The 22259-nt window shown below is 35.3% G+C and carries 17 protein-coding genes and 1 pseudogene; 11 read left to right on the plus strand and 7 right to left on the minus strand.

Annotated features, from left to right (window positions below):
• Positions 1 to 214: 214 nt before the first annotated feature.
• Positions 215 to 514 (plus strand): hypothetical protein, encoded by a 300-nt coding sequence (locus tag G5T77_RS12925; protein ID WP_005005752.1) that lies wholly within the window; start codon positions 215 to 217, stop codon positions 512 to 514.
• A 175-nt stretch (positions 515 to 689) separates the two neighbouring features.
• Here G5T77_RS12925 and G5T77_RS12930 read toward each other — a convergent pair whose 3' ends face one another.
• On the minus strand, positions 690 to 1052 hold the full coding sequence (locus G5T77_RS12930) for a hypothetical protein (RefSeq protein ID WP_005005750.1): 363 nt from the start codon (positions 1050 to 1052) through the stop codon (positions 690 to 692).
• Positions 1053 to 1112: 60 nt separating this feature from the next.
• On the opposite strand from G5T77_RS12930, the gene G5T77_RS12935 reads away from it, so the two are divergent.
• Positions 1113 to 1859, plus strand: coding sequence for a hypothetical protein (locus G5T77_RS12935; RefSeq protein WP_005005749.1), 747 nt, complete (start codon positions 1113 to 1115; stop codon positions 1857 to 1859).
• 99 nt (positions 1860 to 1958) lie between these two features.
• On the opposite strand, the gene G5T77_RS12940 is transcribed toward G5T77_RS12935, so the two are convergent.
• Positions 1959 to 2312 carry a hypothetical protein gene (locus G5T77_RS12940; RefSeq protein WP_005005748.1) on the minus strand — a complete coding sequence of 118 codons (354 nt, stop codon included), beginning with the start codon at positions 2310 to 2312 and terminating at the stop codon, positions 1959 to 1961.
• Positions 2313 to 2386: 74 nt separating this feature from the next.
• Between G5T77_RS12940 and G5T77_RS12945 the strand changes: the two genes are divergently transcribed.
• From G5T77_RS12945 to G5T77_RS12980, 8 genes are all read left to right on the plus strand, one after another.
• Positions 2387 to 2905 (plus strand): hypothetical protein, encoded by a 519-nt coding sequence (locus G5T77_RS12945; protein ID WP_005005747.1) that lies wholly within the window; start codon positions 2387 to 2389, stop codon positions 2903 to 2905.
• 120 nt (positions 2906 to 3025) lie between these two features.
• The gene (locus tag G5T77_RS12950) at positions 3026 to 4318 is read left to right on the plus strand and encodes a hypothetical protein (RefSeq protein ID WP_024160812.1); all 1293 of its coding nucleotides are present in this window, start codon (positions 3026 to 3028) and stop codon (positions 4316 to 4318) included.
• A gap of 1 nt (position 4319) precedes the next feature.
• Positions 4320 to 5087, plus strand: coding sequence for a hypothetical protein (locus tag G5T77_RS12955; protein ID WP_005005745.1), 768 nt, complete (start codon positions 4320 to 4322; stop codon positions 5085 to 5087).
• Between the two features lie 6 nt (positions 5088 to 5093).
• Positions 5094 to 5477, plus strand: coding sequence for a hypothetical protein (locus tag G5T77_RS12960; protein ID WP_005005744.1), 384 nt, complete (start codon positions 5094 to 5096; stop codon positions 5475 to 5477).
• Positions 5478 to 5495: 18 nt separating this feature from the next.
• A complete protein-coding gene (locus G5T77_RS12965) occupies positions 5496 to 7136 on the plus strand; it encodes an LPD1 domain-containing protein (RefSeq protein ID WP_005005743.1) in 1641 nt (546 codons plus the stop codon).
• 228 nt (positions 7137 to 7364) lie between these two features.
• Entirely contained in the window at positions 7365 to 8171 is an 807-nt protein-coding gene (locus G5T77_RS12970) for a hypothetical protein (protein ID WP_010591556.1), read from the plus strand.
• Positions 8172 to 9065: 894 nt separating this feature from the next.
• Entirely contained in the window at positions 9066 to 14291 is a 5226-nt protein-coding gene (locus G5T77_RS12975; RefSeq protein WP_005005740.1) for an AAA domain-containing protein, read from the plus strand.
• A gap of 3 nt (positions 14292 to 14294) precedes the next feature.
• The gene (locus tag G5T77_RS12980) at positions 14295 to 15671 is read left to right on the plus strand and encodes a hypothetical protein (RefSeq protein ID WP_005005738.1); all 1377 of its coding nucleotides are present in this window, start codon (positions 14295 to 14297) and stop codon (positions 15669 to 15671) included.
• Between the two features lie 145 nt (positions 15672 to 15816).
• On the opposite strand, the pseudogene G5T77_RS12985 reads toward G5T77_RS12980, so the two are convergent.
• A pseudogene (locus tag G5T77_RS12985) lies at positions 15817 to 16739 on the minus strand (IS5 family transposase).
• Positions 16740 to 16884: 145 nt separating this feature from the next.
• Between G5T77_RS12985 and G5T77_RS12990 the strand changes: the two are divergent.
• Positions 16885 to 17211, plus strand: coding sequence for a hypothetical protein (locus tag G5T77_RS12990; protein WP_005028412.1), 327 nt, complete (start codon positions 16885 to 16887; stop codon positions 17209 to 17211).
• A gap of 146 nt (positions 17212 to 17357) precedes the next feature.
• On the opposite strand, the gene G5T77_RS12995 is transcribed toward G5T77_RS12990, so the two are convergent.
• From G5T77_RS12995 to G5T77_RS13010, 4 genes are read right to left on the minus strand one after another with little or no spacing between them, the layout of a single operon-like run.
• Positions 17358 to 18983: an SAVED domain-containing protein gene (locus tag G5T77_RS12995; protein WP_005006366.1), complete on the minus strand. Its 1626-nt coding sequence runs from the start codon at positions 18981 to 18983 to the stop codon at positions 17358 to 17360.
• Between the two features lie 2 nt (positions 18984 to 18985).
• Entirely contained in the window at positions 18986 to 19486 is a 501-nt protein-coding gene (locus G5T77_RS13000) for a Mov34/MPN/PAD-1 family protein (RefSeq protein WP_005006362.1), read from the minus strand.
• On the minus strand, positions 19471 to 21129 hold the full coding sequence (locus tag G5T77_RS13005) for a ThiF family adenylyltransferase (RefSeq protein ID WP_005006360.1): 1659 nt from the start codon (positions 21127 to 21129) through the stop codon (positions 19471 to 19473). Before G5T77_RS13005 ends, G5T77_RS13000 begins: the two co-directional genes overlap by 16 nt.
• 9 nt (positions 21130 to 21138) lie before the next feature.
• Entirely contained in the window at positions 21139 to 22152 is a 1014-nt protein-coding gene (locus G5T77_RS13010; RefSeq protein ID WP_005006358.1) for a nucleotidyltransferase, read from the minus strand.
• Positions 22153 to 22259: the final 107 nt, after the last annotated feature.

Below are 22259 nucleotides of genomic sequence, written 5' to 3' on the forward strand. Positions count from 1 at the left end.
AAACAAGTGGGACCACCTCTAGAGTAAAGTACTCTCGTACAATAACTATTGTAATGCTACTAATTAAGTTGCTTAAATCTAAATAATTAAACATAGCTGCAAACATGAATCTCAATTTTTTATTCGGCTTTATCATAATTATTGTTGGCGGTGGTGCAGCAATAGTTGCGCTTCGTTCAATGTTAGAAAATGAAATTTTTATGAAGGATAGTATATGGCTATGAATAATTCTAAATTCGATAAATACTTATTGCGCTCATTTTTAAAAAATACTGGACTTGCAATAATTTCAATTAGTGCAATAGCATTGGTTATATTTGCATGTTATGTGGTTTATATAGGAATAGGAAAAGCATCAACTTATGTATTCAATAACTTTGTACTAACTCTAAAAACTATTGGCTATATCGTATTATTTTTAATCGCTTTAAATTTAGTTATCTGTTTTATTGAAAATGTTATCAAAGAAGCCAATCAAAAAAGGAGTGAAGATAGTTCAGAAGATAATGTATGAGGGTAATAAAAAGTATCATACTGGCTTACTCTCAACACTTTGATTTTTTGGTCTTTATCTCCATCAAGTGTATTTTCTAAAATATAGTATGAATCTTTTACCCTCATACACTAAGGGGTTAAGAAAGGTTTCGGCAAGAAACGCCCCTCAACAAAACACCTACGATAAAAAAGTTTTAGTGATCGTGGTGATCTGTATCAATTACGTCATTATTGTTTGCATTAAACTTAGCCTGCTCTTTATAAAAATTATAGTCGGCATTGTCGTATACAAGCTCTTTTGGGTAAGGGATACCCATTTCATCAAGCTTTAAAGCGTAATAATGCGGTATTGGCTTGGTTGGATTGAAGTATGGTTCAGGGTAGTACTGAGTAACGACTTTAGCGGAGTAGGAATTAACGAGTTGATCTACATCGCTTTCTATTGTTTTTTGTTGGTCATTGTAATAAGAGTCAACAAGCTCTTTGTCTGAGTGGCTTGCTGCACAACCTGAAAATATTAAAGGTATTAAAATAGCGATAATTCTATAATGTTTCATTTTAAATAGGCCCAGGTGTAGTGTATATTTAATGGAACGTTAAAATACTTTTGATTATACATGACTTTTAAAGATGCTGTAACACCACCTTTTAGCAGAGGAAAAAGAGAACATAAGTTCTTGGCTAAAATGTTAAAATCTGAAAAAGATAAGATTAAGCTTTATACCAAAAGTTTAAGAAAAATTACTTTTAATGAGCTTTTAATTAGAGCAACTTTAATTTTAGTTGTGGTTTTTGCGTTAAGTTTTTGTATCTTTGGCGTATACCTATCTTTGAACGGTTTATTCTCAAAAGATGTGCATTTAGGAATGATTGGCATTATAGGTGATAGTAGTAGAATAATATTATGTACCATCTCAGCTATATTGTGCGCGGTTACAGCTTTCAAACTGTTTAAGAAAGCAAAAATTGACTGGAAAGAACATCAGTCATCAAAACGATATGCCAAAGCAATAACGAAAGAGTACCAGTCATTAAATAATTTGATTTTGGAACAGATTAAACAAGATAAAACAGGCAGTTATTGGCTGAACAGCAAAGAGATCCTGAGCATAACAGAGCAATACGAAGATAACATAAATGAAAACACAAAAGATTATCTGGTAAGTTTTACGCAAGATACGACTAAAAAGTATGTTAGGTTTTACATATATAATAATTCGCATATCTCTAATGGGTATACCAATGTTTTACATATACACTCGACTACTTTAACAATTTATTCACACTGTCTAAGTTATTCGGATTCGTTGAGTGTTAAAGACCTTTTAGATATTTCTGTTAAAAGTATTTGCATAAATTATTAGTTTTACTATAATACTTTTAAGAACAAAATTTAAATGTTTCTTACGACATTAAAAGAATGGGAGGCTTATAGCTTCCCATTTTTCTTTTTAAAATAACTATTATTTTTCTAAAACATCATTTGCCTTTTTCTCAAAACCCTTAACTTCTGCTAAAAGTTCTTCATTTTGGGCCATTGTGTCAGTAAAGGTCTGTTTCGAGAATTTAATGAATTCCAATGCATCATTGATCGATTGCTCTTTGCTTGGCTTCACGTACTTCGGGAGCTTATTGAATTCAGTATCCACATTTCTTTTGATCGCAGAAAAGTCTTTATCAAGCGACTCGAATGCTGCACTGGTTGACTCAAGCTGTATACGTTCAGAAACTCTATGGTCGATGTTTTGGAACACCAGGAACACACATACAAAAACTAAACTAGCAATTAAACTATTTTTTAGAACAACTGTATCCATTTTAAAACCCTTTAACATTTCTTTGATATTTTTAGTATAATCACTTTAATGTCTTTAAAATTTTTTTAAAAAATATGTCTAAAGCCTCCAACGTTGAGCTCTTAAACTTTTATAGTCTTGTTAAAGTACCTTTTAAATATGCTCACAAAGAGGTGTTGTTCTCCATTTCTATTTTATATTTTAACGGTAAAACTAAATCATACGTTCATTATCACAAATTTGAAGATGAAGAATTGCAGACTGTTCTAGGGTATGTGGTTTCGGAGAGTCTGGCGTGGACCTTTGGATCTTTGAAAACTGATAAATTCACTGTTAATCAGAATTTTATTTTCAATACTGTGCAAGAAGTGGAAAAAAGCCTTAAAGAACAAATAAATGCTTTATATAAAAGCACGGGTATAAATGCTAAGTTTTCCATGCAATATGCCTTAAAGGATAAGCCATCTGCAGAAAACAACGACTTATTAGAGAAGATATTTGCGATTGATAAAATGCTACCATTTGCTTTTACATTTAATAATAACGGCGGTTATGAAGTTGCATTAAAAGAATGTTCGTTAAAACTAATTAATGATATTGGGTTTTTCGCTTAAAAGTCCTTAAACTATTAAATACCACTTCATTAATACTTATTTTTAATTATAATGTGGGGTATTAGTAGTTTTAAGTTAGGTCATTAATTAGTGAATAAGAAAACCCTTACCATAGCGATATTGTCAGTTTTGCTATTTGGTTGTGATAAGTTAAAGCCTTCAAATACTGATACTGCATCTCAAGAAGAACAAATAGATCCCATTGAAAAGAAAGTTGAGGAACAAGTTCGCAAATATGATGAACGTGTTACCACTTACAATCCATCTAACTACAAATTACCTCAATCAAGCCTTTCTACCACCAGCCACAAAGTAGCGTGTAATTTTGGTGTAGGGGGAGATCTACCAGCTTTGGCATCAAATGGCATGTTCTCACAGCCGTTATATCGTATTGAAGCTGAGCAGATCATGGATAAAGTTCAGGGCGATGTGATGTATGCCCCTTATTCAATCGCGACATCTGTTGAGGGTGATGTTTTATATGAATCTGAAATTGATAGCTTTGATCGACAGTTAAATACATTACGAAGTTATCAAATTAAATCATCTGAACAAAATATCATTTCGTCATCTGGCTTTTACACCAATTCAAACAAAGCTGTTCGTATGGCACCTATCCGCAGTTACCCGGTTGCTTATGTGAAGCGCTTGGACGGCGATATTGTTTCTACATCTATGTTTAATGATGCATGCGACAAAGAAGTAGGTGTACGTAACTACAAATGGCGCGAAATTGATGTGTCGGGCAAACCATATGCAAGTTTAGCATCCACTGTATCTGAGCAAATTGTTCGGGTGAATCAGTTTGGCATGTTCACCAGTGCATCAAATTTTTACAGCTACTTCAGTAGTGAGTTTGGCAACTTCTTGGATGCAAATAACAAGTTTAGATCCGCATTGGAGAAATCAGGACGTTTCCCTAAAGGTTCAAAAATCTACGTTCCATCTGAGATTAAAACGACTGATGAAACACTGGTGATTACGAAGAACCCTGAGCTTGAAATTACAGACTTCCAAAAAGACAAGGTTTTAGAGGCATACAACAAAGAGGCCAAAATACGGAATCTTGGCCAGATCGTATTCAAGGTCTACAACCTCAAAAACAATACTGTTTTCTATACACCATGGAATGAAACCAAGCACCGTGAAGCGGTCGAGTTTGAACCTATTGTTGTTATCGATGGCAAGGCTTATTCAGCAGTTTGGCATGTTCCTAATACTTTGACATTCAATGATTCGACCAGTGCTGGAAACTTAACGTATTACAACGCTACGGCGCATAACGCATTCGTCAATGCTGTTAAAGGTATATACCAAGGTCAGCAAAGCATGGTTGGTACAGAGCACGAAGATGATACCGAATATTCAATGAAGACTGCAGTTGAATACCAGAAAGCCCAGGCAGAGAAATAATATGGAATTAAGCACTATTGAAAAGAATACCGAAGCTCAAGACATTCAATCTGATGCGTATGACCAGCGTGTACATTCAGTATTGATAGTACCTGAACATGCCCTAAAAAAAATTGAGTCGATGATTTTGGCTACTGGTCATGTACAAAGTGACAGTACCAATCTTTTAGAAGTTTTAAGGCCAATGCCTGAAGAATTCAGAAAAGACGTTGATAACACCGAATTTACAGAAAAAGAAAACGGCGACATCGGTGATGCAGCCGTGGTCATTGTTGATGGTTTGATTCACGACACAAAACGCGGTGTTTGGATCTCTCAAAATTGGGGTTGTGGTAGTCCTAAATTCACCAAGCTTATTCAGGCTGGAGCTGAGCCACCAATTGAACTGATTGCCAAAAATAAGGGGGATAAGTTTAGTGCGACTTTAACGCACGAATTTCAAAAAGCGTATGAGCGAATGGGTTATACCCAAAAACAGGTCGGTTATATACACATCCTATCAAATGGTACACCAACGACTTTCTTTAACTACCTGAGTGACGAATTGCTGTGCAAACTGGAATTCATATCAGTAGACAACAACCGTTTAAACGCCTCACAAACTAACTTTTATAGTGCCGTAGAGCGAGGATCTGTTTCAGATTGGGGAGTGAGCTATCACAGAAAACCTTTTAACTTAGAAAATTACCCGATCAATTCTCTATTGGTGTCGGGATTAACAATAACTTTTATTTTGTACCTGATTTACAGCTATCTCTTTGGAGCTTAATACCAAATGAAATATTTAAACAGAACATCTCAAGATCGCGAAAAACATCATTACTTTAATCAACAACAGGGCGACAATAGAAAACAGCACAATCCGAACCATCGTCACCACTCTATTAGCTTAAATGATGTATTTCGGTCGTTATTAGCCCTTACTCAACTAGACAAAGACATCCCGACATTGATCAAGCTTTTTGAAGAACAAGGGCTTGAAATATGCGAAACGCGTGTACGCACTTGGTCAACACCCGTGCATATCAACAATAGACCAATACCACACATTATTTTTGTTGGTTTTATGAATTTACTTGAGTGCATCAATGCTGAAGCAAAACTCAAAGATATTAATCTGTTTGATCTGTCAGAAATCTTGGACGATATACGCAACTAACAATTATGTGGTTTAGCTATGACTGAAGAAATAAATAGTAATGAAAAAAAAGATGGTCCTATTACGGATGTAGGTAAAAAGTTTGCTGGTGCACGTAAAGACAACCCATCACCAGACTTCTCAGGCAACATGAATGGAATTAAGTCTGACAGCCTAGTGACTAAAAAGGAATATTGGCAAAAGCCTGATTTTAGAGCTGATGCCCAATCTGGCCATAAACCTGTAAAACATGCACTATTATTTTCTTTGGTCTATGCAAACTTAACCAACAAGCCTTTAGGGGGCGGTTGGTTTAGCATAGGTCAAAAGCAATGGGATGATGCCTACATTGCTACGCTACACTTCTTAAAAAACAAATATGAAAGCTCACACTACGAACGTTTAGAACAACTGACAGACGACTTTAATGCGTACATGACCGTTAAGTTTGGTGCTGGACGAAGTGAAAAAGATATTTTAGAACGCTACTCAGCTGGACGACATACCAATCGCAGAGTTAAACACCCACTATCATTTAGTTCAGACACACGTTTACGCTTAAAAAACTTAATCCCTTTAGGATGGCCAGACGATCGTGTACTTGATACGGATAATTATGGTGCCAAAAAATTATTAAACACTGAGACTGGTCAACATAAGTGGTATGCCGTTAAATCCATTTCAGCAAAGCGGTTTCAAACACTAGATGATTGGACGGAATACGACACATTCAATGCAGCACTAGAAAAAGTAAAAACATTTTTTCAGCCAATTTTAGATGAACGAGTCATAGAACCCAAAAAAGGACGCGCAAAACCACCCAAAAGACCGCGCTACGACAGAGTTGAAGTGCGCGAGGGTAAGGACCATCGAAAGGGTGAAAACATCGATAGCCAGTTGCTTATGGACTATTTCAAATTTTCTGGAGTCGAGTTCGGCAATTGGGTAAATCAAAAGGAACGTGCATGGTTTCTGAATTGCACGTATGACTCACTAATGGATCTTGTCGAACTTCTAGGTCTACCCGTTACGTTCGCATCTTTAGGCGGTAAGCTAGGAATAGCATTCGGTTCGCGTGGCACAGGCGTTGATAGCGCAGCAGCTCACTTTGAACCAGGTAATATGCTTATTCATTTGACCAAGACGCAAGGTGTTGGAGCACTAGCCCATGAGTTCGCGCACGGATTTGATTGTGTTTTGGCAAAACGAAACGGACTCAATAATAACTTTTTTAGCGAATACTTTCTTTACACCAGTAAAGGGCGTTACTCAGTACAGAATCATCAAGAGTCAGCATACAAACATCTTAAAGATGGCCAGACTGCAGATAAGTTTATCAAGCTGGTTAATTATCTTACTTTTAAGTCAACCAAATACCTTGATTACGAAGAAAGACAAGGCGGTACGGGCTTTATGAATAACGCCATGCACCTAGATCAATCACGGTCAATGTATTGGTCACAGCCAACAGAAATCTTTGCCAGACTGTTTGAATGTTGGGTGACGGATAAGCTGGCTGAAAATGATCAACAAAATGGGTTTTTGGTGCACGGCACAGAAGAGTCGGCAAATAGTTGGAATATGAAGTTAAGCGCATATCCAACAGGCAGAGAACGGGCAATTTTAGTTGATTTGATGGATGATTGGCTAAAAGCATTAGTGAGGTCGTGGACGAAATGAATGCAATCACTAAGACCTCAAAAAAAGAACGGATCTTATTCAATAATCCCAAAGCAACACGACTTTACAGGGAAGCAATAACAGAGCTTATTGCGTTTAAACCTTGGGAAGTTAACGCCACTGAGAATATGCTTACGATCTGCAACACCTACCGCTATGTCGTGAATAAACGTTGTTGTTTAGGGTACGAGTTTTGGTGTTACGACCGAAGCGAAAAAGAATGGGTACGTGTTAAGCCCTCAAGCGGTCGCCACAACTATGGGAAAAACTGGTGCAAAACAAATGACAAAAACAATGGTCTACAAGGCAGTAAAACGAGCAGATTTTGAGTATTCAAACGCAGCGCGTGGATACGTGTATCGGGGAGAGAAAATATCTGATGCTGAAGCGGAAAAACTAAAGCATAAATGGGCTAAAAAAGACCTGATGGACAATGCAAAAAAAGATGGATCGTTCACACCAGAATCATTAGAAATGTTCAAAACCTTGGTGAATCATGTATCACCACGGGAGTTGACCGCCAAACAGCAAGCTTTGACATACCATAGCCTTAAACGCTACACAGATTGCGTATTTAACCTTTATGAAGTCACCGCTAAACAAACACCTCCAGCAAAACTAAAACGACCGTACAGCATGCCTAGACTGGATGGTACGGATAACCCTTGGAACCAAGGCAAACGAGAAAACGATGTCTATATATACAAGGGGATTGAGTACAAAGGCATTGAAGCGGAAACAGCAATGCATAAAGTGGTGATTGCATCAGAATTAACGGCAATTGCCGGATTGGATAATCAGTTAGCGAATCTGGCCAACGAAACAGGTGTAGCGTTGTTTTCAGAATTTATTGAAGTTGCACACCAGAACAATGATTTAAAGGATTTAACATATGTAGTTTTTGATTATGTAAAACATCTAATTGTGACGATTGATCGCTATTTTGATTTAAAACTGAAATCTAACGTGTCGGTCAGTATTTCAGTGAACCGAGTAGCTGGCTATTCAAGGTATAGCATAGTTCAACGGAAATAGACGCACGAACGCAACCAGTGACATTACATGTGTCGTCAATGACAGCTTATGTGTCTCGAACGTGCACGTAATTTTGGATTGATTGGTTTGAATGCAGAAAATGTAAATTATGCAAAGTAACACCATGAATATAGCTGATGATTGTACGGTAGTACGTAGACCGTATCAAAGAATGACGACAGCTAACATGCTTAAGATTTGTTATAATAAACAAATTGTTAGTATCTAAACGACACATGAGCTGTCATTTTTTGGAAATTGCGACTACCCTATTCATTTTAATTCGAACTTTAACTTATGTTCACCTGAAGTCTAGTTAATAAAACTTTTAATAATTTTATTTATTATTTTCAATAACTTATATAAATAAAAAAATAATTATAAATTTTTGGTTCATGAACCTAATGAATTTATTGATACTTTTATAAAATAGAGTTAATTTGTCCGAGAGATATGGGTAGATATCTATTTTTGGTCTTTTTAGTGATTAGAGATATGACCATTGTCATCAAATTTTAAGGAATTCCTTAAGTTTTTTTCTTATAATTCAATAAAATAATTTTGAATACTCAAAAATTAAATGTAATATAAGTCACATTATGAACCGTTAAGTGAAATACGTTTTGCTTAAACGAATGATTGAGTTAGATCATCTAAATGATGATCGTGCTAGAAGACTCAGGTTTTACACCAAAATATTTGGCAGACTTTATTTTAAATACAATCCTAAACTGAATATAAAAAACCTTCGGAGGGCTTATTTGGCCAAACTAACCATCAACCTGAAAAAACTAAATTCTTACGCTAAGTATTTTTTCTAAAAGACACCGTACATATAGCATTACTTTATGTTAATAAAAATTTAGCATCATTTTTGACGCTTATTTGTTGTATGTGCAAAAGCAAGACATTTTAAATAAAGAATCTTTTAATATGAAAGTTACATATCCAGAGACAGGTATATACGAGCACGAACTCAAAGCAATTGATAAGATTAAAAAGGTCTTTGATCGTGGCGAAAAAACTAAAAACTGGCGAGCATATGCTGGTTTTGAATTTATGCATAAAAATGGAAAAAAAGCAGTAGCGAAAGGTAGTTCTGAGAAATTTGAATATGATCTCCTAATTATTACTCATGCAAACATTTTGGTCATTGAATTCAAGGACTGGAACGGTAAGGAAATTACAAAAGTTGCAGGAAAATGGTACGTAGGTAATAAAGAGCAAGATTCATGCCCTGTAGCTAAAAATGTAAAAAAAATGCAAATTATAGTTAATAAACTAAAGGATAAAGTTTCAGAAAAGAAAGCTAAGGGCATTACATTTCATTACCAAAGTGTTTCTCACTTTGTTGTCATGTGTGGTAAAGCAGATTATTCGCGCCTGCCTCCAGAAGATTTAGAGCACATTCTTTCGATAGATGAGTTTATACAATTAGCTCAACAGAAGAATTTTAATAATATGTTCCGCAAGCATCTGGAACGTGATGGTCGCATATATGATATTAAAAAAGAATATCACGCCATTATTGATGAAATTTTTGCGCCTGACCAAATTCAACCACGCTCTTTGATTATTAATAATCATGAACGAGGTGACTTGATCTTACCGCATCCTAAAAAGATTTATAGCGAGTATAAAGCGCATTCATTGACCATCGTTGGTGAAAAATCTTTAATGCGTTGTTGGGATTTTAATGAATTCAAGTTGAGTAACTCAAGAATGAGTCAGCCTCAACATCGATTCAACTTGATCTGCAATGAGCGCCGGGTTTTCCAAAAAATTAAAACAGAAAAGCCTGATCTTTATCAAAGTTGTTTGCACCCGATTACAAACCCAAGTCTTGATGACATGACATCAAAATATAATGAGTTGTATGAGTTGCCTGAGAACAGCTATCGAGTCAACGAATTCATCGGCGCTTATGCTGAGAAAATGTCTGAATCTGAGAAATTGGATTTATTCCAGATTTTGCTTGGTAAATTTAATCACCTACATCAAATGGGAATTACTCATGGTGATGTGGGTGATCATAGTGTGTGGATCTCTTATAAAAAGGAGATATTGCTATCCAATTTTTCGGCAGCAAATGATCAAACACAGCCCTCGAAAATTGACCCTGAACTGGCTAACGAACTCCCATTTTTGAATACAACAGCTCATCTTCCGAATCTTGCGCTGACAGCTGCACAAAAGGATGTGTATTGGTTAGGGCAGTTAATCCTTCATATTTGGAAGAATGCTCGACTGAGCCCACGTTCATTGAAAAAATTTAGTCTTGAGGAGCGAGATCAGAACCACTGGTTAGAGCGTATTTTAACACGAGCTTTGACAGGGAAATATGATAATGCATGTGCAGTATTCCAAGATTTCTTAGCTCAAAAACCTGCTGAACAAGTTAGTTATGAACTTGATGCAGATGTACTGAATCCATATTTAAATCAGACAAATACCTATATCAGTTACCCGATATTTGGCGCGCCTATTGATGCTAACCAAAATTTTACACTCTATGCATCAGGCAACATGTTAGTCAAAACATGGATGGGTAAAGTTGCATCTGCAATGACAACTTATCAAAAGAGTTGTTTTAAGCGATTCTTTGAAGAACTTAAAATGACGCAGGCTCTCAATTTGCCATACCTTCCTAAGATTATTGATTTTGGTTTATCAACTAGCACAGCATGTGTGTATCTAGTAACTGAAATGGTAAAGGGTGAAGCTTGGTCAACGGTTATTGAGGGCTTAACTGAGGATGAAAAAAATGAACTTTCACTTCAGTTATTGCATTCTCTGAAAAAATTTCATGAGCATGGCTTTCAACATGGAAACTTGGATGATGAAAAGATTCTAGTAGATAAAACAAACTTGAAAGTTAGTTTTAATGATTGCTTCCATCCTGAAGTACCACAACCTGATTCTTCTAATGCTTATTTCCCATCTGATATTGAAGATCCAACAGTCATTCAGTGTGACAACTTTACTGCATTGAAATTAATCGCAGATCTATACGATATAGACTTGGCTGTGGATGATGTGGCTTCAATGGATCCTACTTTATCCTGGCTAAATACAGCCTTGAGCATAGAAGGAATGGAAGATCCAAGTGTACGCTATATTGATAATTCTCGCTTTATAGAGGCATTTGAATGTAAGGGTGCTATTGTAAAAGAAGCTCCTCAGATTAGTATTTATACAAGTAAGGTTGAGACGCCCTTTACGATTTATCCCGAAAACGGCAAAGTTTATATCCAACTTGAGGCAGCAAGTGAGGGGGATTTTCGATTTACACTTAGCGGAATCAATGGCATGTTAAAAGGGTTTTATAAGCCCCATGAAAATCAATTAAGTTTCCTTGATTTTGTCAAAAAACAAGACCTGTGGTGGAAGGCTAGTAGGGATGCAGATCTGACTATTGATGTTAGCATTGAAGTCCACCCGATATCTGGGATGAGTAAGCGTGACAACATTGTAGAGTTAAATGACTTCTTAGCAAAAGATCAAAACTTTAAGGATGCTATTGAACAGTTTAAGCAAGCACAGCTCAAAAGGACTCAAGAGAAAGAGGAAACATTACGGGCTCTGCGTGAACAAAAAGCATTACAAGAAGAGATAGGCGATGTTATAGCTACTGATGAGCTTATGGCACAGCCAATGAGTCATCTGCCTACACATAGCCACTTAATTGATATTGAAACGAAAGAGTTGTGGAAAAAAGTCATGGCGACTGAGCGTCATGCACATCCTACAATCACTCTGTCTGAGCCGTTAAAGATAGTTTCGAGCAAACATTTTAAAGATTCAAAGAGTGCTATTGCATACTATGACTCTGCAGAAGATGTTTCAGCTAAATTTTCAAAGACCGATAAAGTCGATGTAATGTGCACTAAAGAAACTGGGGCGGGAGGTGATTACACTTTCTGCATAGGTACGGTGAATATTGCGCAATCAAAAGTCGGAGAATTGTGGATCGATTTTTGTAAAAAAACAAATGAAGTTCCTGAAGAAGCAACACTGTTTCTACAAAGCAAGGCAGATAAGTCATCTAATCGGAAACGTGCAGATGCTCTGACAAATATTCTGAGTAATAAGGCTGTCATTGAAAATCTCGTAGATTACTTTGAACCATCATTAGTGATTGAAGCAAAAGATTATGAGATTGAAGTGCCTGATGAAGATCTAGATCACTATAACAAATACAAAAATGGGGAATTGGTTAAAGCCCTCAATCCATTACAACGTAAAGCGTTCCGTAATGTGCTTAAGTATGGACCTGTATCACTATTAAAGGGACCACCAGGAACCGGCAAAACTGAATTTATCTCTATACTGGCTCACTATCTCTATGATAAACAAAATGTATCTAACATCTTAATTGTTAGTCAGTCGCACGAAGCTGTAAATACAAGTGTTGAGCGTATACGTCAGCTATGCACAGAGTATGACACACCATTAAGTATTGCTCGAATAAGCAATAAAGAGAGTGCTGTGTCTCCTGAATTAAAAGATGTCTATACAGGCTCAATTATTACGAGCCAGATAGAGCTGTTTAAGTCTAATATTAAAGAAAGAGTGCTTGAGCTTGCAAAAGATTTATCACTTGAAGCTGAATACTTGAGCGATCTTTATGAAATCAGAGTCACTATTTTAAATAGTCTTAAATCTGCGTATCAGTCAATCGACCAAGATGATCTTGATCAAAAGTTTAGTTTCTCATTAGAAGAGTATACCCAGGCTTTCAAATCAGCAATGCATAAGCTGAAGAGCATGTTTGACGGAAATCAAGACTTTTGGGATCAACTGGAAGACTGTATCAATGATAAAGAGATAACAGTATTAAACCAGTTAAATAAGATCGACATGATTACGTTCGCAGCACTTAATCAATACTACGGGGTATCTAATGAGGAAGGACTTAAAGCGAAAGCCTTGATCAATATTGCCCTAGATTATGAACCATTAATTGAAAGCCAAAATGCTAATTATGAAAGTTTTCTGGTCAAAACAAGGCAATTAGTCTGTGGCACATGCGTTGGTGTTGGCCAACAAAGTATTGGAATCGCCAATCACGTATTTGATTGGGTGATTATTGATGAAGCAGCACGTTCAATCGCTTCAGAATTGGCAATTGCAATGCAGTCAGGTGCACGTATTTTATTAGTTGGGGATCAAGACCAACTTCCTCCACTATATTCGAGCGATCATATAAAGGCTTTAGCTAAGCAACTTAAGATATCAGATGATGATTTGGAAGATAAATTACAAAGCGACTTTGGCCGTATCTTTAATTCACATTATGGACTAAAGGCTAGTTCAGAACTCTTGTCACAGTACCGAATGAGTCCGAGCATCGGCGAATTAGTTTCAGACTGTTTTTATGAAGGAAAACTTGAAACTGAAGTTGTCGATTCTCGTGGTTTAAGTGATGAAGAGCTGAAAGAAATTAAGTTAAAGCGGATTGTGCCTGATAACTATGCATCCGACATCGTAATAGAATTGAATTCAACAGTTACTTGGGTGGATACTGGGAATGCTGAGCATTTCAAAATGGAGAAAGGTAGTAGTATTTATAACCCACATGAAATTAATGAAATTATCGATTTTCTTCAGCGGATTGACCAAGACAAACTCTTGTTAAATAAATTAGTGCCAGAGCCTGATTCCCTTAAAGAGCCTGCTATTGGTGTAATTTGTACCTATGCTGAGCAAAAAAACCGGTTAAGAAAAGCCTTCTCTTTGTGTGAAGTGTCAGATGCATTGAGATCAATTGTGCGTATTGATACGGTGGATAGTTATCAAGGTAAACAGAATAAGATCATCATTCTCTCAGTTACGCGAAATGATCCAACTAAGTTTCCTGCATTTTTGAAGTCACCAAATCGTGTGAACGTGGCTTTATCTCGCGCAATGGATCGTCTTGTAATCTTTGGTGCGTCAGAAATGTGGCAAGGAGTCAACAGTAACTTACCTTTAGGACGCGTATTAAATTACATCAAGTGCCGTGAAAATCAGACTTTAGAATATCGATATATTTCAAAACGCGCCATTGTCAAAATAGTACAAAACAATCCGCACATTAATAAAAATAGATCAAAAAAATATAGAAAGGCAGGGGTATAACTCATGGAAAATTCACTAAGAAGCTATCATGACGTAGATGTTACATTGCCATCACAACTATTCAATGTGGCATTTAGCTATACCACAACAGATACCTTAGATTTTATTGATTCTATGGTATTGCGCCTATTGGTAATTGCACCACTTTCTGCTGAAAAAATAGCGCGGTTCTTAGGGTTATCTAATCATGAAACAGATGTGCTATTAACTAAATTATTAAAACAAATGCAGATAAAACATCTTGAAGATGATCGATTTGCTCTGACTCAGCGACTTGAGAAAGCATTCTCGGATGTTTGTGCAATTCCTTATGTAAATAAGATTGAGGACAATATTCAAAAGATGAGTTTTGAGATGATTGGCTTGAATCCTGAGCCAGTTAATCCCAACGCATCTGACAATGGGGCAAATTCAATTAAATTAGATGCTTCTAACCAATACCTTTCAAATGGTGAGTCTTTGGTTAGTAAGGAGTTTCAGAAAAATTTTCGATTTTATTTCAGCCAAGGATTAGTTAAGTTGAATCCATCAGTGGATGAAAAGAAGCTGCAACTGTATAAAATGAGCCAAGTGGAAAAATTGCGAGACCATTCTCGTCGTTTTACATTACCATTGACGCTTGATGAGAATTATACACCTACAGAGATTAGTGATTTTAATCACATGGAAAATCTTAACAAAATCGAAGATTCTCTTTACGCTGCTCTTAGATCAGCTAAGAAGCCACAAAATATTGAGGATATTCTAAAGGTACTCCATGAATTAGATATGGAGGATACTTTTTCAGTTGAATCTATTTTTAGCGAGAATAAGCTTAATTTAGATCGCTTATTTAAGCTAGAACACAAATCCAATGAATACTTTATCGGGCCAATATATTCTAAGGAAAATTCAGACCTGTTTTTCAAAACAATCAAACAATATCAAGACCAGAATAATGATGATAAACAGCTGTATTGGTTAGCTCCATCAGATGAATTTTGGGGTAAGTCAGATAGATTTAGTGATTTTATTGATCGTTTATCGACAACCACAATTACCAAAAACTTTAAATGCTTCTTACCAGTGGCATACAGAAATGATAAACAATCAATCGCAAGTTATAAAAAACTAATCACAGCTGAGGCAGGAGCCAAGCACTTTCTAACGTTTAAGGAAAGTAGTGTAGTTTTTGACGGTAATTTTGAGCTTTTGGTTATGAAAGACTCTTTTTGTGTTTTGATTATTCACGTTAGTGATTCATCCACAAATATTTTAACAACAGTGCCTGTGGGTATTATTGTCAAAAATAAGGCTATTGCCCAATCGTTTTATAAGTTTTTTGAAGACTTAGAGAACGATGGAGAGAACTTCTTTGGTTTATTAAATTCTAAAAAATAGAATAATCATCTTAAAAAGCTAGCAGATTTGCTAGCTTTTTTAAACTCAAATTAGAGTGGCAACAATCCAGACCAGACATTTCTACTTTGAAGTGGCTTTGTTGCACAAAGATTTGAAATGCAAAGCGCCCCTAATTGAGCCAAATTTAAGGCGTAACTTGGGTAAGTGGTCGACCTAATTCCGTAAATCTGTTAAGGACTGCTACACGTGCATGGATCTCATTCACTTGGCTATCAAAACTCCTTGCACTGAGTTTATCTCCTAATAATTTGATGCAATGCATCTTAGTTTCAACCAAACTTCGCCGATGATAGCCTGACCATTTTTTCCATAGTGTCCTGCCTAAATGTTTAATTGTTCGAAGTAATTCATTTCGCTCTAGCGAGCTACTCTTTGTATCTTTCCATTTTTTCTAGGTGGAATCACCGCATGCGCTTGCCGATCTGCAATGACCTGACGGCATTGCTTGGTGTCATAAGCCCCATCGGTATAAACAGAGTCAATCCGCTCATCTTGTGGAATCTGATTAAGTAAATCACCAAGCACCTGTGAATCACTGACATTATTGGTTGTAAGCTGAACTGCTCGTATTTGTAGGGTTTTAGCATCTATACCAATATGAAGTTTACGCCATTGGCGACGATATTCAGGTCCATGTTTCTTGCGTTTCCATTCGCCCTCACCTAGAAACTTCATGCCTGTAGAGTCCATGAGTAGATGCAGCCCATCGCTACTTTTTTGGTAGCTGATTACAATATCAATATGCTTTTGTCTTCTACAAAGCGTGGTGTAATCTGGAGCTATCCAATTTAATCCGCAAAGTTTAATCAGACTTTGCACAAAGCCAGTGACCATACGTAAAGACAGACGGAATAAGGATTTAATCATTAAGCAGCATTGGATGGCTGCGTCGGAGTAGATTTGATTTCGCCCTTGTTTGCCTTTTGATGGAGCATATCATTGCGTAGCAGGATCAAACCAAATGGCAATATTTCCTCGACTCATGAGTGCTCGGTTATATGCGGGCCAATTGGTTGTGCGGTAGATTTTGTGTGTAGGCTTCTTCATTTGAAAATTATATCGCTGAAAAACCCTTTACAGATAGGTTTGTGCAACAAAGCCATTCAGAATTGAAATAGAAAAATTTAAAAATAAATAACTTGGAAATAGATTTTATGATAAAATTCAATCAGCTATATTAATTTCTACACTTATGTCTGCACTACAAAAAATTAATGAAGATATGATAGTGAATCTTCCTAAGGGTGATTTACACGTTCATTTAAATGGAGCTATTCCAACAAATTTAGTTAAGGAATTATTAGCAAAAAATACAAATGGAATTCCCTCAAATTTTGATATTAATAAAGATTTAAATATTCTCGAACCACAAAAAAATCTGCAAGATTATTTAAAACCATGGAAAGTCTTAAATTTAATACCTAGATCGCAGAGTGATTTAAATAAAATAGTATTACAAACATTTTTTAGTTTAAAACGGCTTTGTTGTATAAACATTCTTCAAGATACTGATTTTTAAGGATTTGTTTAAATTTTAATCCAAAAATAAATTAAACAAAATCATAGTCTTAGATATTTATGCAACAAAGCCCCATTAGAGCTAAACTCCATTTACTAATGTCATATTTAAATCTAATGGTATGAAAGTACTATCAAATATACTGTTTAAATTACAGCGATTTCATTCTTGCTTCCATTATTTCGAATTTGAAGTCTTGGAACCATTGAATTATTTAAGTAATCATAAATAACCATTTCAGGATGATGCAGATCAAATGCTTGTCCAAACCATATACAAGCAGCATTGGATGCACATGGTAAGACATGAATTTTGGTAATTCCTTTATCTGTTAGACTATGAAATAACGCATGAATATCTTGCATGAAACTTAGTCCTCGTTCAGGATTTCTTATTGCTCCATTCCCCATATATTCTGGTTTAGCAGTAATATTAATTACCGGATGTCCTAATTCAACAGCCTTATTTTTAGAGGTTTCTGGATCAGCAGTGAGATTCAATCTAATAGTAATTTCAGTACAATCTTCTATTTCACTGAAATTATTAATTTCATACGCTTTGGTTGTACATATAAGATCAGGCCACATCCAACAACTTCCATCCCTATACATAAGCATAGGTATAAATTTCCCTTTATTTCCTAATTTACTTCCTAATGCTATTAGGCATGGCATAGGGCCGAAGCCAAAAATAGCTACTCTCTTATCATCAAATTTAGTTTCCCTAAGTAATTGTTCTGTTTGAACTTCAAATTCTTCTAAAAAATACTTTTTATAGAACTCATCAGCTGAAGCTCTTAAATGAGCTGGTAATGGTTCATGAATTAGTGTCTTATCTTTATGCAAAATAGATTTTAATGGGAGAAGGCAGCTTGCAATATCACGTCGTGAAGGAGACTGAGGAATATTGCGATTCACGGGCCAGAAAAATAAATACACTGGCATAGGAGTAAAGCTTAAAGAATCTAATAAATCTTCGCATTGTGCTGTGAAATTACTTCTCATTTGCGAGAGTCTTGAAGCTGTATATTCTGCGCCAGCAACTTTATCAATTAACCTATGATGTTTTTCACATAATAATAAAATATTCGTTGGATCATCTGATAGTTGATATGAGAAGAAGGGGATACCGCGAGTAGAATTTTCTGATGCTGCAACATTATGAGCTAAAACGCCATATGTACCTTCAAATCCAGTTATTTCATCTATGTTTAATTTTGCACCACATCCTTTAAACATACATCGGCCATGACTTGAGAGATAAATCTGGTTTTTATCTTTTTCAGATAAATCGTTACCCCTACCTGTAAGATGCTCAAAATCAAAAATTCTTTTTATGAAATATTCTAATTGGTTTACAGGGTTTGGTTTTTGTTTAGGAATCTTTCTAGGAACAAAATCTACATCTTTAACTTCGCTCTCTTGAGAGGAGGTTAAATTCCATGTTTCTTTTAACTTTTCAAAATCATGTAGAGTGTGGGCATCAATTATGTGACCTTGAAGAAAGCGTGCATAAATGGAAATTTTTTTGGCAAGCAATCTTCGGACAAAAGTTAAAGTATCATCATAATTGAGAATTATACGGAAAAAACTTTCAGGGCTTTTATTTTTCAATAAGACAAAAATTATATTTTTACGTTCTTCATCAACTAATACACCTAATGAATCTATACAAATATGCTTTAAAATTTCTTCTATATATTTATTTGCATTTGATAAATCATCTATTGCTGATAAAGAAGTCTGTAAACTTAGGGATGGGTCTAGTTGCATTTTCAATTTAACTCAATATAACCTAACAGTTTGATTTTAAAATTTTTTCTACCAATCCAGATTCCAGTTTTTACTCTTCCGATTATTAAATATAAAACTGGGTCATTAAGATTGGTAATGCCATTTAGAACAGTATCTATATCCCTTAAATCGGTTGGAGAGGGTGTTGGTACATCTTCAGGATGTGTATGCCATAGGCCTTGAAAATTATAGAATTTTTTAGATTCGTTCCAAGCTTGTATTAAAGCATATTGGTGGGACTTTGACCTAAAGAAAGACATACGTGTTTGACAGTCTCCTTCCATAGGAGAGGTAAAGCTTTCAATGATTTTAGCTTTAGTTTCTATGTCTGTTCTTCCAATTAGAATGCCACCCGATTCTGGAGAATCTGATTCTAATTGTATAAATTGCTTTAAACTCTTTAAAACATTTGCTTGAATAATAAAGACTTGGCCTGTAGGTGTGTCACATTTAATCCTCCCTTGAGTTATGTATTGCAACATGGGCATACTTCTTTATAAATTTCTTTTAAATTCAATATATTAATTCCATTTGAATTATTTACTGAATTATAAAAAGGGGTAGTAATTATTCCATTTTTATTTGCATTCTGATTGTCGCCAGAAATAGAAACAAATCCTAATTGTTGATTCAGGACATATTCAGAAATATAGCTTGCTAGCTTCATGCAATTTAAAGAAGAGAAGGGGGTAAATGCACCAGCACACCCTGTAATATTTTTAGCAATTAGCTGTCCAGATTGTACATATTTATACATAGGGGTAAGACTTTTATTTGATTTTTCATCAAAATATAAGCAGTTTAAACATCCTACATGTTTATTATTGAAAGAAATAAAATGTCCACCTAAATCATAAGGTTCTAACCAGCCTATTATTACTTGAATGTTTGCACTTATTTCATAAATAGTTTTTACGAGAGAAATCTCAGTAGGAGTATGGCCAATTGCTATGATGATAGTATCAATATCTTCAGTAATTTTTGATTTTATCCAGCTTTCACCATGGCTTACGAATGGAAAAATAGTTAATCCGGGCCTTTCTATTAAAAACTTATTAGCTAAAGAAGTAGATTTATAGGTATTAACATACTGCAAACCTAAAGAATGACGATAAATATTATCTGTTTTTAAAAGCTCTGGATCTATGAAAGAAAATTTATTTACGCCTGTTTGAGCTAATATCTCTGCAATCTTTGAGCCTAAAGCCCCACATCCGATAATCGCTATATGTCTTGTTTTTTTCTCTTGCCCCGTTCTATTTAATAAATAATCTATCCACGCTCTTTGTGTTAAAGAGACTTTAAAGCCTTTGAAGGATACTTTTTCTTTGAAAGAATACCAAATGGCATAATAAAAAATCACATAAGCAAATCCATGTTCATTTGGAATTCCCACTAGGGCATAATGATTGCCTTGTTTTAACAAAGATCGTTTGTTCTCATTAGAGAGGGTATTAACAATTTTTAGAAAATAGTCCTCATTAAAATAATCTCCTATATCTGGTATGGGGAAAACAGAAGCATCTTCTAATAATATCTTATGAATTTTTACTTTTGTGAGCTGGTTGTGGTTTATGTAAGAACTATCGCCATCATCAATATGCTCTAATATTTGATGATTCCCTTTTGATGATTTTCTTAACCAACCATATAAATTAAATGTAGAAGTAGGGTCGCAATGTAATATTACATCCTCATTTATATTTTGAGTGCTGCCTAAATATCCTTCTAGTTCGTTATACAAGCTTACTCGGTTGTTTAATTGAAAATTAATAAAAGATTGCTTGAGTATATCTATAGCCCTTTCAAAGAATTCAGTAATAAGTTCTTTATGTCTATAGCCTTCAAAGTTTTCACCTTGATGATCCGTAGTACAAATTTCCCCACTTTGACTCACATGATCTAAGGCAGACATTGGTCGTGTCAATATTCTAAAAATGGGAGGTATCGTCCAATTAGCTCTATTTTGAAAAATTAGACCAAGGCAAACCTGTTGTGTATTAATGAGAAAATCAAATTTTAGATTAACCCAATCCTTAGTAATAGAAGTGACATGGATATTTTGAGCTCCATGTTCACTTAATAGCTTTTCAATATTGTCTAACTTTGGGTTATCAAAAAACATTGAGTTTTCCTAAGCAGATTTTCCTTCTTGAGTGTAATAAGTTTGTACTACTGGTTCGGACACTTCTTGTATTTCAGGGATAGGGAATTGTCTTCCAAAAGTTTTATTTAAAATTTTGCAAGCTTCTACTGTATCAGTTTCCTCATTTACAGCTTCTAAAGATGATTTTAAATCTTCAAGTTTTGATTTTAAGTGCTCCATTTGTTTTCGGGTCAATTTTTCGAGTAAGTCTACACCTTGATGTGCAGGTAAATTAATTACGAGTCTGAAGTAATACTCGTTATTTTCTGGATCAATGCTAAAGGTAGTGAATTGATCTAATACATTATTTACTATAGAAAGTAATACCTTATTATCATTCTCATAATCTTCAGCTGTTATATGCTCATATACAGCTGTAGTGATAGCAATACTCTTAAAAAAATCTAGACCTTTCTCATTTCGCCATTGTTTCAAGTAGCGAGTACATCGTCTAAACTGATGACGTAAATCTGAATCATCTTCAAATTTTCCCAAAATTGTATCGGTAAGTTCAGTAGGATTTGAAATATCCCAAGTCTTAAGGTCTTCAGAGGAGAATTCCTTACCTCGAGCTAGATACATATTGCCTTTGTCGTCTTCAGCGTAGATGGGCAGATCTACATGATAATCGGGACTACCATTTTTGAGATAAGTGACAGTTACGCAAGGTCGTTTGATCGTTACAGTTCTATTTGAATGAGTTAAAGCATCTCTAACAATTTTTTTAATTTCTACTGAGCCATATTCCTCTTTGTCACAATCTAATAAAACTCCTACATCAATATCATAATCTCCATTCTTAGGCTTAATCCCTGTGCCCAAGGCATAACTACCTTGATTAAAGTATTCAACAAATTGAGGACCATTTGGATCCTTTTTGAGTTCATCTTTTAAGGTGCTAATCAAAAGGTCACGTTTTTCACGTAATGTACTTTCTTCGTCATAACGACCTAATCGAATATTTGTGTGGAACTTAGCATAGTGTTTTTGTGGATTCGCCATATTGTTGTATTCCTGTAGTGCTTTTGTTGTTATGGGGATCTCCTATATTAAATACAAGTTAAGACATTAAAAAAAATAGAATTTTTGGCACTGTTGCAAATAGAGAT

Origin of the sequence: Acinetobacter sp. GFQ9D191M (assembly GCF_011174875.1) — a bacterium.
Taxonomy (GTDB): Bacteria; Pseudomonadota; Gammaproteobacteria; order Pseudomonadales; family Moraxellaceae; genus Acinetobacter.